Below are 13,579 nucleotides of genomic sequence, written 5' to 3' on the forward strand. Positions count from 1 at the left end.
ATGGATATAGAGGAATTGGTTAAAGAGTTAAAAGCTGTAGCTAACCCAGATGATGTGGTGGCTATGAAAGCCTATATGAAAAATAAATTTGAGTTTCTAGGAGTCAAGACTCCGGCCAGGCGGAAACTCACAAAGGCTTTTTTCAAACAACATACTGACTCCGTCATTGACTGGAATTTTATAAATGAAGCTTGGAAAAATCCCTATCGAGAACTGCAGTACACTGCGCTAGATTATCTGGAGATTCGCAAGAAACTATTGACACCATCTGACTTGCCACGTTTGAAAAAGCTGGCCCAAACAAAATCTTGGTGGGATACCATAGACTTTTTGGACCGCTTGGTTGGATCAATCATTGCTCGATTTCCGGAAACCAAAGAGATTATTGTAGCTTGGAGTTGTGATGAGGATATTTGGTTACGGCGCTTGGCCATCGATTATCAGCTGCTACGAAAAGAGAAAACAGACACAGAGCTCTTGGAGAAGATTTTAGTGAATAATCTAGGCCGAACAGAATTCTTTATTAACAAGGCCATCGGCTGGGCGCTGAGAGATTATTCAAAAACCAATCCAGACTGGGTCAGAGATTCTATCGAGCGGCATCAGACAGAAATGGCAGCGCTTAGTATTCGAGAGGGAAGTAAGTATTTATGAAACATATTTATTTAAAATATCTGGAAGAGAAGGATTACTCAGTTTGGCTGGAAGGATTTTCAAATAGACTACCATCCCAATCATCATTTGATGACGGGCTTTTAGATATGACAATTTGTACAGAAAGTTGGTTTGCGGATTTGGTGGCAAAGCACCGCGATTTTCGAGAGAAAGACCAGCAGTATATTTGGGGAATTCACGATGCAAAAAGCGGAAAACATGTAGGTATGGTTAATTTATTTGTGCTAGCTAGAGACGATTTCCAATGGGCGGAAATAGGTTATACGATACATAATCAATTTTGGCGTCAGGGCTACGCCAGAGCTATGTTAGAAGAACTCAAGAAAGTTAGTCTTGAACTAGGATTTCATCGTTTAGAAGCACATGTTGATCTACAGAACATCCCTTCGCAAAAATTACTGGAGCAAGCTGATTTCTATCTTGAAGGAGTACGAAAAAAATTCCAAAAAGAAGGTCAGGAATGGAAGGATAGACAAGTTTTTATTTATATTTTAGATTAAATACCTTGACAAAACGGGAAAAGATAAGGTAAACTATATTTCGTGCGATGAGTCGATATGCAGATTTTCTGCAAATTGAAGCATGGGAGGTCATAACGCAGGAGCGGACCTTGATCAGTTGTGTGAACCTGCTGATCACACAAAAGTGCCCTTATCCCCAGTCTACGGATTGGGGATTTTTCTATGTCTCTTAGAGTGGCAAGACCATTAGTCGCAGCTGGGCTTAGAGACATTGATACTGAGACGATTGGCATCGTGAGTGCTATTGCTCTTGATGAAATGAGTCCGCAGGAGGAAGTTGAGTCATAGAGCAGTGGATACAGTTTTGTTCGTGAGAACAAAAACTGTAAACCTTGAAAGTTCTCATAGAGAGGCATGAGTGTTAGTGTGTTTTATCAAAATATCGCACTTATATTCTTCAGAAATATTTGCATTTTTCCCTAAAAATAGTATAATACTAACAATAAAAATTTTTTGAAAATTCAGAGAGGTTATCGCATGGGATATACAGTTGCTGTAGTAGGTGCCACTGGTGCCGTTGGATCTCAAATGATTAAAATGCTGGAAGAATCTAGCCTTCCAATTGATAAAATACGCTATCTGGCGTCTGCTCGTTCAGCTGGTAAAGTTCTCCAGTTCAAGGGACAAGATATTACTATCGAAGAGACAACTGAAACGGCTTTTGAAGGTGTAGATATTGCTCTCTTCTCAGCTGGTGGTTCTACTTCGGCAAAATTCGCTCCTTACGCAGTCAAAGCTGGAGCGGTAGTGGTCGATAACACCTCTTATTTCCGTCAAAATCCCGATGTTCCTCTAGTTGTTCCAGAAGTCAACGCCCATGCCTTAGATCAGCACAAGGGAATTATCGCTTGCCCTAACTGCTCGACAATTCAGATGATGGTAGCTTTAGAGCCTGTTCGTCAAAAATGGGGTCTGGAGCGCATCATTGTGTCTACCTATCAAGCGGTTTCTGGTGCAGGCATGGGAGCCATTCTTGAAACCCAAGCACAATTACGCTCTGTTCTCAATGATGGTGTAAATCCTAAGGATGCGGAAGCCAATATCCTGCCATGCGGCGGCGATAAAAAAAATTACCCTATTGCCTTTAATGCCTTACCTCAGATTGATGTCTTCACAGATAACGACTATACTTACGAAGAGATGAAGATGACTAAGGAAACTAAGAAAATCATGGAAGATGATTCTATTGCTGTTTCTGCGACTTGTGTCCGTCTTCCTATCTTGTCTGCTCACTCAGAGTCTGTCTACATCGAGACTAAGGAAGTTGCACCTATTGTTCAGGTAAAATCAGCAATCGCAGCTTTCCCAGGTGCTGTTCTGGAAGATGATGTAGCTCATCAGGTTTATCCACAAGCAATCAATGCGGTTGGTAAGAAAGAAACCTTTGTTGGCCGGATTCGTAAAGATCTTGATGCAGAAAAAGGAATCCATATGTGGGTTGTTTCAGACAATCTTCTTAAAGGCGCAGCTTGGAATTCTGTCCAAATTGCAGAGACACTGCATGAGCGTGGTTTAGTTCGTCCGACAGCAGAAATTGTTTTTGAATTAAAATAAAGTGACCAAGGAAACTTGACAGCACAGGGTTGAATAATCGTTCTTTCAACCCTCTTTTCGTATAAAGAGAGGTAAGTTTATGGCATATGCGGATCTGAAAAACTGTAAAATCATCACAGCTTTTATTACTCCTTTTCATGAAGATGGTTCCATCAATTTTGAAGCTATCCCAGACTTGATTGAGCACCTTTTGGCGCATCATACAGATGGGATTTTGTTAGCTGGAACAACTGCTGAAAGTCCAACTCTAACTCACGATGAAGAGTTGGAATTATTTGCGGCAGTTCAAAAAGTTGTCAAGGGGCGTGTCCCTTTGATTGCGGGTGTTGGTACCAATGAAACGCGCGACTCTATCGAATTCGTCAAAGAAGTAGATGAATTCGGTGGTTTTGCGGCTGGTTTGGCCATCGTACCCTATTACAATAAACCTTCTCAAGAAGGCATGTATCAGCACTTTAAAGCCATTGCGGATGCTTCAAACCTGCCTATCATTATCTACAATATACCTGGACGGGTAGTAGTTGAGATGACACCTGAGACTATGCTAAGGTTGGCAGAACATCCAAATATTATCGGCGTTAAAGAATGTACCAGTCTAGCGAATATGGCCTATCTGATTGAGCATCGTCCAGAGGAGTTTCTGATTTATACCGGTGAGGATGGTGATGCCTTTCATGCTATGAATCTGGGAGCTGATGGAGTTATTTCAGTTGCTTCTCACACAAATGGTGATGAAATGTTTGAAATGCTGGATGCTATTGAGCACAATGACATCAAAAAAGCAGCAGCTATCCAACGGAAATTCATCCCTAAAGTCAATGCTCTTTTCTCTTACCCAAGCCCTGCCCCTGTCAAGGCAGTCCTTAATTACTTAGGATTTGCAGCTGGTCCAACCCGCTTACCGCTTGTGCCTGCGCCTGAAGAAGATGCCAAACGTATTATCAAGGTCGTGGTTGATGGCGACTACCAAGCAACCAAAGAGACGGTTAAAGGTGTCCTGAGACCGGATTATTGATTGATAAGATTGAAAAAAATATTTCTAGAAAGGATTGCCCAGAGCGGTCCTTTTTCATATGGTCTTTTAAGGCTAAAAAAATGGAAGCATCCTTTGAAAAATATTGGAAAAAATTATATAATGTAAAAGTATGGTCTAGCTTTGGAATTTCTTTTTGAGCAGACTATAGATAACTAGATTGGCAGCAGTCATGTTAGAGACATACATCAGATTAGAAATATATATTATAAAAGGAGTTTTTTATGCAAGTTATTAAACGGAGCGGTGAGGTTGTAGAATTTGACCCAGATAAAATTTATCAAGCAGTTTTAAAGGCAGCTCAGACTGTCTATGTGTTGACAGATGATTTGCGTCAGAATTTAGCGCAAGTTACAAAGAAAGTGGTTCTGGATTTGGAAGAAGCTAAGGTTGAGCGTGCGACAATCAGCATGATTCAGTCCATGGTTGAAAGCCGTCTCTTGGGTGCAGGTTATATTACCATTGCAGAGCATTATATTTCCTATCGCTTGCAGCGCGATTTAGAGCGCAACGGCTATGGAGATCATATCGCTGTGCATCTGCATTTTGAACAAGTAAGATAAAGTTAAAAAGGCCCAATAGGGCTTTTTTTACTCTTGAGGTAGAGAAGATCACTTTAGCATTCATCCGCTTAAATTCTAGAAATATGTTAAAATAGTTAAGGATATAAAATTTCATTAATGATATTCGTTGAAAGGATAAATTATGGCAACGATTCAATGGTTTCCGGGGCATATGTCCAAGGCACGGAGACAGGTACAGGAAAATATTAAGTTTGTTGATTTTGTGACGATACTGGTTGATGCCAGGCTTCCTTTATCCAGTCAAAATCCTATGCTGACTAAGATTGTGGGTGATAAACCCAAGCTTTTGATTTTAAACAAAGCTGATTTGGCTGACCCTGTTCGTATTAAAGAATGGCAGAGCTATTTTGAAAGCCAAGGGATTCCGACCTTATCTATTAATTCCAAAGAGCAATCTGCTGTTAAAAAAGTAACGGATGCAGCTAAGAAACTTATGTCTGATAAACTGGCGCGTCAGAAGGAGAGAGGAATTCGCATCGAAACCCTGCGCACCATGATAATCGGTATTCCCAATGCCGGAAAATCAACCCTCATGAATCGCTTGGCAGGCAAGAAAATTGCTGTTGTAGGTAATAAGCCTGGTGTGACCAAGGGGCAGCAATGGCTCAAGTCAAATAAAGACTTGGAAATCTTAGATACACCAGGGATTCTCTGGCCTAAGTTTGAAGATGAGACGGTTGCTCTCAAGCTTGCCCTGACTGGAGCTATTAAGGATAATCTGCTACCGATGGATGAGGTGACGATTTTTGGCCTCGATTATTTCAAGGAGCACTATCCTGAGGAGCTGACATCACGCTTCAAGCAGCTGGATCTAAGTCAGGAAGCGCCAGATATGATTATGGATATGACCCAGAAACTCGGCTTCCGCGATGACTACGATCGTTTTTACAGCATTTTTGTCAAAGATGTCCGCGATGGCAAGTTAGGTCGTTATTGTTTGGATACGGTTGGAGAACTAGATGGCAACGATTAAAGAAATCCAGCAACGTTTAGAGTTAGTGACAGATTTGACTGATCCTTTTCTGGCCGAAGCAGCTAATGACCAGCGGAGCGGAGTTCAAAAGGCGATTGAAAAGCGTAAAAGAGCCATTCAGGCGGAGCTAGACGAGGATTTGCGTCTGGAGCAGATGTTACGGTATGAAAAAGAGCTTTATCAAGCCGGCTATCGGGCGATCGCTGGGATTGATGAGGTCGGTCGTGGTCCTCTAGCTGGACCAGTTGTCGCTGCAGCTGTAATCTTACCTCCAGGATGTAAAATTAAGGGGCTCAACGACAGTAAGAAGATTCCTAAGAAAAAGCACCAAGAAATCTATCAAGCAGTCATGGATAAAGCCTTGGCAGTCGGTATTGGCCTGATGGACAATGAGATTATTGATCAAGTCAATATCTACGAAGCGACCAAGCTTGCTATGAAAGAGGCTTTGTCTAAATTGAGTCTCAAGCCGGATTATCTGCTGATTGATGCCATGAAACTGGATGTTGAGATTCCGCAAGAGTCCATCATCAAAGGTGATGCTAACTCTCTGTCTATTGCAGCGGCCAGTATTGTAGCGAAGGTTACTCGGGATAAGCTGATGACAGACTACGACAAGGAATTTCCTGGCTATGATTTTGCGCAAAATGCCGGTTATGGGACTAAAAGTCATTTGCAAGGATTGGAACGAAACGGCGTAACTCCTATTCATCGCAAGACATTTGAACCAATAAAATCCATGTATGAATAGGCACGAAGAGGTGAGGCATGCTTATCAGTAAAATCTTAAACAATAATGTGGTGATTTCTGAAGAAAACCAAGAAGAAGTTATTCTCATGGGACGAGGACTGGCCTTTGGTCGAAAAGTTGGCCAGGAGATTCCAGATGAGCTGATTGAGAAAAAGTATGTCTTGTCAGAAAATAGACGACAGCTTCTGATGGAGTTGCCAGCAGAGGTCATGGAAATGTCAGATAAGATTATTTCTTTCGCAAAGGAGAAACTGCAGAAGAAGCTCAAAGACAGTGCTTTTCTGGCGATGGCAGATCATATCCACGGAGTCTTGCTGCGCTTGGAAGATGGTATTTATCTCAAGAATTTCCTCATATGGGATATTAAACGCTTTTTTCCTATCGAGTTTGAGGTTGGTCAGTTTGCAAAACAGCTTTTGAGCGCATATGTCAGCAAGGAACTTCCAGATGATGAAGCAGCATTATGGCGCTGACCTTGGTCAATGCAGAGCTGGAAAATGGCGACGGTGCTGCGCGTGATTTGACTATGATGATGGAGGAAATCATGACCATTGTCAAGTACAGTTTGGAAATTTCTTTAGACGAGGAAGACATCTACCTCGAGCGCTTCATGACCCATCTAAAATTTTTCTGTGAGCGAGTCCTGACTGATAGAGGCCACCGTGACCTAGAGGACAATGAGATGTTTGACTTACTTAAATGTAAGTATCCCTTGGCCTATGAAACCACTAGGAAGATTGCTGAATTTTTAAAGCAAACCAGAAATTACCAAATATCAGAGGATGAACAACTTTACCTGACCATCCATTTGTCACGCATGAAAAGGAGGATGACATGCAAAGCGAATACGAAAAAATGATTGCTGGAGAGATTTACCGACCACAAGACGAAGATTTAAGAAAAATTAGAGCCCGATCCAAAGAATTTCAATATCGTTTTAACAAAGAGCAAGACAGCGACAAGAGAAGTGCTATTATCAAAGAATGGTTTGGCAGTACAGGGGAGAATCTTGCTATGAAGCCAGATTTGGTTTGCGACTACGGAATTAACATTCATTTAGGAGAAAATTTTTGTTCTAACTGGAACCTAACTATGCTGGACGTTTGCCCTATTCGCATCGGAGACAATGCTATGCTCGGTCCAAATTGCCAGTTTCTGACACCTCTTCATCCGCTTGATCCAGTGGAAAGAAATTCCGGAATTGAGTACGGAGCCCCAATCACTATTGGTAATAACTTTTGGGCTGGCGGAGGTGTGACAATTCTGCCAGGCGTGACACTAGGAGATAATGTGGTAGTCGGAGCAGGAGCGGTTGTGACCAAGTCTTTTGGTGATAATGTAGTCTTGGCTGGCAATCCTGCTAAGATTATTAAGGAAATCCCTGTTCATAAAGAATAAAAGATGTGTTAAAGGCGATAGGCATAGAAACCAGCTATTGACAACATCAAATTTAATAGAATCGTAAAGAAGGAACTGTATTGCAGTTCTTTTTTTGAACTTTTTTACGAATAAGAAAGTGAGGTGAAAAAATGAATAATTTTGAGATTTATAAAATGAAAAAAGCTGGTTTGACTAATCATCAGGTTTTAAATGTTTTGAGATACGCCGAGAGTAAAGATGGCAAGCTTTCTCTGCGAGATAAGGCTGTCGTATCTGAGTGCCGCAATCCTGCACTCTTTATAGAGAAATACAAGAGGCTTGATTTACCAGCTTTGAAGGAAGAATTTGAACTTTTTCCGTCCTTTTCTATCTTGGATGATATTTATCCTTGGGATTTATGTGAAATTTACGATGCCCCGACTTTGTTATTTTATCAGGGAAATCTAAATCTACTAGAATTGCCCAAAGCTGCGGTCGTTGGCAGTAGAGACAGCAGCAAGCAAGGAAATGCCTCAGTAAAAAAGATTATCAAAGAGCTAAATAATGAATTGGTTATCGTCAGCGGGCTGGCTCGAGGGATTGATACAGCAGCTCACATGGCTGCTCTACAAAACGGAGGTCAGACCATTGCTGTCATTGGGACGGGATTAGATGTCTTCTATCCCAAGGCTAACAAAAAATTACAAGCTTACATTGGCAAAAATCATTTATTGCTGACAGAGTATGGTCCAGGTGAACAGCCTTTGAAATTTCATTTTCCAGAGCGAAATCGTATCATCGCTGGTCTCTGTCGAGGCGTCATCGTGGCAGAAGCTAAGATGCGTTCAGGCAGTCTGATTACCTGTGAGCGAGCCATGGAAGAAGGGCGAGATGTCTTTGCTATTCCGGGGTCAATTTTAGATGGAAAATCTGACGGTTGCCATCATTTGATTCAAGAGGGTGCAAAGTGCATCACATCAGGCTCTGACGTCCTTTCTGAGTTTGATTTTTAAAACAAGTTTTCCTATAAGAAAAGTTAGCAGTTGACATCTATCAAAAAATAGTTTAAACTCTATGAGATTTATTTCTTATAGAAGGTGTCTAAATTGGTAACAAAAACAAAGAAAAAGTCTACGACCAAGAAAAATCTTGTCATCGTAGAGTCGCCTGCTAAGGCAAAAACAATAGAAAAATATCTGGGACGAAACTACAAGGTTCTGGCCAGTGTCGGTCATATTCGTGACCTGAAAAAGTCTACTATGTCCATTGATTTTGAGAATAACTATGAGCCGCAATATATCAATATTCGTGGTAAAGGTCCGTTAATTAATGACTTGAAAAAAGAAGCCAAGAAAGCTAAGCAAGTCTTTCTAGCAAGTGACCCGGACCGCGAAGGAGAAGCTATTTCTTGGCATCTGGCTCACATTCTGAATCTGGATGAGAAAGAGAAAAACCGTGTCGTCTTTAATGAAATCACCAAAGATGCAGTCAAGAACGCTTTTAAAGAGCCGCGCCAGATTGATATGGATCTGGTCGATGCACAGCAGGCTCGTCGAGTTTTGGACCGCTTGGTTGGTTATTCTATTTCTCCTATTCTCTGGAAGAAAGTCAAAAAAGGCCTGTCAGCTGGTCGGGTGCAGTCTGTCGCCCTCAAGCTGATTATCGACCGGGAAAATGAAATCAATGCCTTCAAACCAGAAGAATACTGGACAATTGATGGAACCTTCAAGAAGGGAACTCGTCAGTTTCAGGCTAGCTTCTATGGTATGAATGGTAAAAAGATGAAGCTGTCTAACAACGACGAGGTCAAAGAAGTCCTGTCTCACCTCAAGGGTGATGACTTTACTGTCGACAGTGTCGAAAAGAAAGAGCGTCGACGCAATGCTCCACTGCCCTACACGACTTCCTCTATGCAGCAAGATGCCGCTAATAAGATTAATTTCCGGACACGTAAGACCATGATGGTTGCTCAGCAGCTCTATGAGGGGATTAATATCGGTTCTGGCGTACAAGGTCTGATTACGTATATGCGTACCGACTCGACTCGTATCAGTCCGGTAGCGCAGAATGAAGCAGCAAGCTTTATCACGGATAAATTTGGCGCTAAATATTCTAAACATGGCAGCAAGGCTAAGAACGCTTCTGGCGTTCAAGATGCCCACGAGGCCATTCGTCCTTCTAGCGTTTTCAATACACCAGAAAGCATCGCAAAGTATCTGGACAAGGATCAGCTTAAGCTCTATACGCTAATCTGGAACCGCTTTTTAGCCAGCCAAATGACAGCAGCAGTCTTTGATACAATGAATGTTAAGCTGGGGCAAAATGGTGTCCAATTTGCTGCCAATGGCAGTCAGGTCAAGTTTGATGGCTATCTGGCTATTTACAATGACTCTGACAAGAATAAAATGCTGCCGGATATGGAAAAGGGGGATACCGTCAAACGTGTCAATACCAATCCAGAACAGCACTTTACCCAGCCGCCTGCTCGTTATTCTGAAGCGACTCTCATCAAGACTTTAGAAGAAAATGGTGTTGGTCGTCCGTCTACCTATGCACCGACCATTGAGACCATTCAGAAACGATATTACGTTAAGCTGGTTTCCAAGCGCTTTGAGCCGACGGAATTAGGTGAGATTGTCAATTCATTGATTGTCGAATTCTTCCCAGGCATCGTAAATGTGAAATTTACAGCCGAAATGGAAGCAAAATTGGATGATGTAGAAGTTGGCAAAGAGCAGTGGCAGAAAGTTATTGACGAGTTTTATCGACCTTTTGAAAAGGAAGTCGCTAAAGCCGAGACCGAAATGGAGAAAATCCAAATCAAGGATGAACCAGCTGGTTTTGATTGTGAGGTCTGTGGCAGTCCCATGGTCATTAAGTTGGGTCGATTTGGCAAGTTCTACGCCTGCAGCAATTTCCCAGACTGTCGTCACACTCAGGCTATTGTCAAGGAGATCGGCGTAACCTGTCCACAGTGCCAGAAAGGTCAAGTTATCGAGCGTAAGACTAAGCGAAATCGCATTTTCTATGGCTGTGATCGTTATCCAGACTGTGATTTCACATCTTGGGACAAGCCAGTCGGTCGGAACTGTCCAAAATGTGACCATTATCTGATTGAAAAGAAAGTTCGTGGTGGCGGCAAGCAAGTGGTCTGCAGTAATGGAGATTACGAAGAAGAAAAAGTGAAATAACTGTTTTTTACATAATTTATATTACGTGAAATATTTTCTGAAGAAGAGGTGCAGTTTTATGACAGATAAATTTGCAGAATTTCTAAAAATCGCGTCTCAACTGAACAAGATGGGAATTGTTCCACTGCTGATGGGCTCCTTGGGGCTGGAGCAGGTTACTGGTCAGGACTGGCAGGCGCGGGATATTGATATTCATGTTCATGGTGATGAACGTGGCTGGGAAGCACCAGATGAAGAGCGCATTTATGATATGGATAAGATTGAGCCCATGATGGAACGCTTGGGCTATCGCTTAGTCGATCTGCACGAGCATGAATTTCAAAAAGAAGACTTATCTATTGAATTTGGAGTCATGGAAACCTTGGAGCCATTTTCAGGTGTGCCAATAGCGGAGCTGTCTCGAAAAGAAGTTGAAGGAGTTGAATTTCTACTGCCAACTGCAGAGCAATTTTTAGCTATCTACCGTGCTTCTTCCCAAGATTCTTACCGAAATGAAAATAACAATCATAAGGATTTTGCTAAGATTGCTTACTTGGAGGAGATGTTAAAAGCAAAGTGATTAAGAAAATAATTAGTGTGCTGTTTTCTATTCTCGCATTATTTATTTTGTCAGCATGCAACAACAGTGTAGATCATGATTTAAGTAGTACGGCTATATCAAATATTAGTTCCGTAATAGAAGCTGCAGGACTAGAAGCAGAAGGATACTCTACTGCTGATACTTTTGGCTATCAGGGATTTCCGTTTTACGTTGAAGGAAACAAAAAATTTGTTGATGTCTATGTGGATTTTGAAAAAGATTATGTTCAGAAAACTCCAGTCCTCAGATACAACCCGAGACTTAAAGAAGTTGAGAAGAAAATTTTCTTTGGTTTGGCCAAGAAAAAAGTCTATCGTTTAGAAATGGAGTATGTTTCTGGCGATGACAATTATGATAGACTTGAAGAAGCATACAATAGATTACTTCAAAGTGATGGCTTGACCTCTACATTTTTGAGCGAAGATATGATTAGACAGCTTTATATTAAAAACTCAATTGAATTGCACTCCTTTGACTCAGGATATTCTTTGGTGCCAAAAGAAGAATATAGCGGCAACCCAGAAACTCATCTTGAAGAACAAGAAAAAAGAGAAGCAATTTTGAAAACAGATGTCAAAGAACTAGCTCCGTTAATCAAGGACTTAGACCTAAGTAGAGCAAATAAACTAGATGAAGATTTGCTTGCTCTTAATCGCGATATACTCTTAAAAAGAGTTGCTGACAATCGTTCGACTTTTAGTATTCATATAAGCGTTGATATAGAACAAGTACGAAAACAAAACCTACAATTAGCTAATGAAGATATTGACAATTGGACAGACTCTGATTTTGAATACTTACTTGTTCAAATACTTCAAATCGATAAACTACCTAGGAATACAGAAGTAGGCTTTGGTATAAGTTACGAAGACAATAAGCATCTGTATGCTTATAAGTCATTCAGCTTCAATAAACAATGATTTTGGAAAGACATTCAGGAATTCTCCTGTCTGTCTTTTTTACTATCTTTTTGTTATAATGGTCAGAGTGAAAATCTAGAAATATCCAAGGGAGAGAATCATGTCATCATCCTATATCAATGTTATCGGTGCTGGTCTGGCTGGCAGTGAAGCAGCTTACCAGATTGCCAAGCGTGGCATCCCAGTCAAACTCTATGAAATGCGGGGTGTTAAGTCAACTCCTCAACACAAAACTGCGGACTTTGCAGAACTGGTTTGCTCTAACTCTTTGCGAGGAGATGTGCTGACCAATGCAGTTGGTCTGCTCAAAGAAGAAATGCGACGGTTGGACTCGGTCATTTTAAAGTCGGCAGAAGCGACTCGGGTGCCAGCGGGTGGCGCTCTAGCGGTTGATAGAGAAGGATTTTCTCAGATGGTGACGGAGCTAGTGACCAACCATCCATTGATTGAGGTCATTCGTGAAGAAATCACTGAAATTCCAGAGGATGTTATCACAGTCATTGCAACTGGCCCCTTGACCAGCGATGCTTTAGCAGAAAAAATCCACGCGCTCAATGGAGGTGACGGTTTTTATTTCTACGACGCAGCAGCGCCGATTGTTGATGTCAATACTATTGATATGACCAAGGTCTATCTCAAATCCCGCTATGATAAGGGAGAAGCAGCCTATCTCAATGCACCCATGACCAAGCAAGAATTTATGGATTTCCATGATGCTTTGGTCAATGCCGAAGAAGCACCGCTTAATTCCTTTGAAAAAGAAAAATACTTTGAAGGCTGCATGCCTATTGAAGTTATGGCCAAGCGAGGCATTAAAACCATGCTTTATGGACCGATGAAGCCGGTTGGTTTAGAATATCCAGATGACTACCAAGGGCCTCGAGATGGTGAATATAAGACGCCATACGCTGTGGTGCAGCTTCGTCAGGACAATGCAGCAGGTAGTCTTTACAACATTGTCGGCTTCCAAACTCATCTCAAGTGGGGCGAGCAAAAGCGAGTCTTTCAGATGATTCCCGGCCTTGAAAATGCAGAATTTGTACGTTATGGCGTCATGCATCGAAACTCCTATATGGACTCTCCAAATCTGCTAGAACAGACTTTCCGCTCTAAGAAACAGCCAAATCTTTTCTTTGCAGGTCAAATGACTGGAGTTGAAGGCTATGTCGAGTCAGCAGCTTCTGGTTTGGTTGCTGGTATCAATGCCGCTCGACTCTTCAAGGGAGAAGAAGCACTTGTCTTTCCAGAAACAACAGCTATCGGTAGCCTGCCACATTATGTTACCCATGCAGACAGCAAGCATTTCCAACCCATGAATGTCAATTTTGGGATTATCAAAGAATTGGAAGGTCCGCGCATTCGTGATAAAAAAGAACGTTACGAAAAAATCGCCGAGCGAGCATTAAAAGACTTACAATTTTATCAAGAAATTTAAAAA

The 13,579-nt window shown here is 41.6% G+C and carries 14 protein-coding genes and 1 pseudogene; all 15 read left to right on the forward strand.

The window, feature by feature from the left end; translation table 11 throughout:
• The 15 genes and pseudogenes from MFP28_RS05980 (at position 1) to trmFO (ending at position 13,576) form a co-directional block, all read left to right on the forward strand.
• Positions 1–654: a DNA alkylation repair protein gene (locus MFP28_RS05980; RefSeq protein ID WP_002906538.1), complete on the forward strand. Its 654-nt coding sequence runs from the start codon at positions 1–3 to the stop codon at positions 652–654.
• Positions 651–1,175, forward strand: coding sequence for a GNAT family N-acetyltransferase (locus tag MFP28_RS05985; protein ID WP_002906540.1), 525 nt, complete (start codon positions 651–653; stop codon positions 1,173–1,175). Before MFP28_RS05980 ends, MFP28_RS05985 begins: the two co-directional genes overlap by 4 nt.
• 183 nt (positions 1,176–1,358) lie before the next feature.
• A complete protein-coding gene (locus MFP28_RS05990; RefSeq protein WP_002906541.1) occupies positions 1,359–1,484 on the forward strand; it encodes a hypothetical protein in 126 nt (41 codons plus the stop codon).
• A 189-nt stretch (positions 1,485–1,673) separates the two neighbouring features.
• Positions 1,674–2,750, forward strand: coding sequence for an aspartate-semialdehyde dehydrogenase (locus MFP28_RS05995; RefSeq protein WP_002906543.1), 1,077 nt, complete (start codon positions 1,674–1,676; stop codon positions 2,748–2,750).
• A gap of 79 nt (positions 2,751–2,829) precedes the next feature.
• On the forward strand, positions 2,830–3,765 hold the full coding sequence (gene dapA / locus MFP28_RS06000; RefSeq protein ID WP_002902934.1) for a 4-hydroxy-tetrahydrodipicolinate synthase: 936 nt from the start codon (positions 2,830–2,832) through the stop codon (positions 3,763–3,765).
• A 242-nt stretch (positions 3,766–4,007) separates the two neighbouring features.
• Positions 4,008–4,346, forward strand: coding sequence for an ATP cone domain-containing protein (locus tag MFP28_RS06005; protein WP_002895476.1), 339 nt, complete (start codon positions 4,008–4,010; stop codon positions 4,344–4,346).
• Between the two features lie 142 nt (positions 4,347–4,488).
• Positions 4,489–5,340 carry a ribosome biogenesis GTPase YlqF gene (gene ylqF / locus MFP28_RS06010; RefSeq protein ID WP_002906548.1) on the forward strand — a complete coding sequence of 284 codons (852 nt, stop codon included), beginning with the start codon at positions 4,489–4,491 and terminating at the stop codon, positions 5,338–5,340.
• Positions 5,327–6,091, forward strand: coding sequence for a ribonuclease HII (locus tag MFP28_RS06015; protein ID WP_002906550.1), 765 nt, complete (start codon positions 5,327–5,329; stop codon positions 6,089–6,091). The genes ylqF and MFP28_RS06015 overlap by 14 nt, the downstream gene beginning before the upstream one ends.
• 17 nt (positions 6,092–6,108) lie before the next feature.
• A pseudogene (locus MFP28_RS06020) lies at positions 6,109–6,950 on the forward strand (PRD domain-containing protein).
• Positions 6,926–7,489 (forward strand): sugar O-acetyltransferase, encoded by a 564-nt coding sequence (locus MFP28_RS06025; RefSeq protein WP_002906554.1) that lies wholly within the window; start codon positions 6,926–6,928, stop codon positions 7,487–7,489. Before MFP28_RS06020 ends, MFP28_RS06025 begins: the two are co-directional and overlap by 25 nt.
• A gap of 131 nt (positions 7,490–7,620) precedes the next feature.
• Positions 7,621–8,463 carry a DNA-processing protein DprA gene (gene dprA, locus MFP28_RS06030; protein WP_002906555.1) on the forward strand — a complete coding sequence of 281 codons (843 nt, stop codon included), beginning with the start codon at positions 7,621–7,623 and terminating at the stop codon, positions 8,461–8,463.
• An 84-nt stretch (positions 8,464–8,547) separates the two neighbouring features.
• On the forward strand, positions 8,548–10,641 hold the full coding sequence (gene topA / locus MFP28_RS06035; RefSeq protein ID WP_002906556.1) for a type I DNA topoisomerase: 2,094 nt from the start codon (positions 8,548–8,550) through the stop codon (positions 10,639–10,641).
• Between the two features lie 58 nt (positions 10,642–10,699).
• Complete coding sequence (locus tag MFP28_RS06040; RefSeq protein WP_002906557.1) at positions 10,700–11,200, forward strand: hypothetical protein; 501 nt, start codon at positions 10,700–10,702, stop codon at positions 11,198–11,200.
• Entirely contained in the window at positions 11,197–12,141 is a 945-nt protein-coding gene (locus MFP28_RS06045) for a hypothetical protein (RefSeq protein WP_002906558.1), read from the forward strand. Before MFP28_RS06040 ends, MFP28_RS06045 begins: the two co-directional genes overlap by 4 nt.
• 100 nt (positions 12,142–12,241) lie before the next feature.
• Complete coding sequence (gene trmFO, locus MFP28_RS06050) at positions 12,242–13,576, forward strand: methylenetetrahydrofolate--tRNA-(uracil(54)-C(5))-methyltransferase (FADH(2)-oxidizing) TrmFO (RefSeq protein ID WP_002906560.1); 1,335 nt, start codon at positions 12,242–12,244, stop codon at positions 13,574–13,576.
• The last annotated feature ends 3 nt before the right edge of the window (positions 13,577–13,579 follow it).

Origin of the sequence: Streptococcus sanguinis, from assembly GCF_050234405.1 — a bacterium.
GTDB lineage: Bacteria > Bacillota > Bacilli > Lactobacillales > Streptococcaceae > Streptococcus > Streptococcus sanguinis_W.

Coding starts and splice junctions, on each gene's coding strand:
- MFP28_RS05980 (WP_002906538.1), top strand. CDS start 1: ATGGATATAGAGGAATTGGTTAAAGAGTTAAAAGCTGTAGCTAACCCA.
- MFP28_RS05985 (WP_002906540.1), top strand. CDS start 651: ATGAAACATATTTATTTAAAATATCTGGAAGAGAAGGATTACTCAGTT.
- MFP28_RS05990 (WP_002906541.1), top strand. CDS start 1,359: ATGTCTCTTAGAGTGGCAAGACCATTAGTCGCAGCTGGGCTTAGAGAC.
- MFP28_RS05995 (WP_002906543.1), top strand. CDS start 1,674: ATGGGATATACAGTTGCTGTAGTAGGTGCCACTGGTGCCGTTGGATCT.
- dapA (WP_002902934.1), top strand. CDS start 2,830: ATGGCATATGCGGATCTGAAAAACTGTAAAATCATCACAGCTTTTATT.
- MFP28_RS06005 (WP_002895476.1), top strand. CDS start 4,008: ATGCAAGTTATTAAACGGAGCGGTGAGGTTGTAGAATTTGACCCAGAT.
- ylqF (WP_002906548.1), top strand. CDS start 4,489: ATGGCAACGATTCAATGGTTTCCGGGGCATATGTCCAAGGCACGGAGA.
- MFP28_RS06015 (WP_002906550.1), top strand. CDS start 5,327: ATGGCAACGATTAAAGAAATCCAGCAACGTTTAGAGTTAGTGACAGAT.
- MFP28_RS06025 (WP_002906554.1), top strand. CDS start 6,926: ATGCAAAGCGAATACGAAAAAATGATTGCTGGAGAGATTTACCGACCA.
- dprA (WP_002906555.1), top strand. CDS start 7,621: ATGAATAATTTTGAGATTTATAAAATGAAAAAAGCTGGTTTGACTAAT.
- MFP28_RS06040 (WP_002906557.1), top strand. CDS start 10,700: ATGACAGATAAATTTGCAGAATTTCTAAAAATCGCGTCTCAACTGAAC.
- trmFO (WP_002906560.1), top strand. CDS start 12,242: ATGTCATCATCCTATATCAATGTTATCGGTGCTGGTCTGGCTGGCAGT.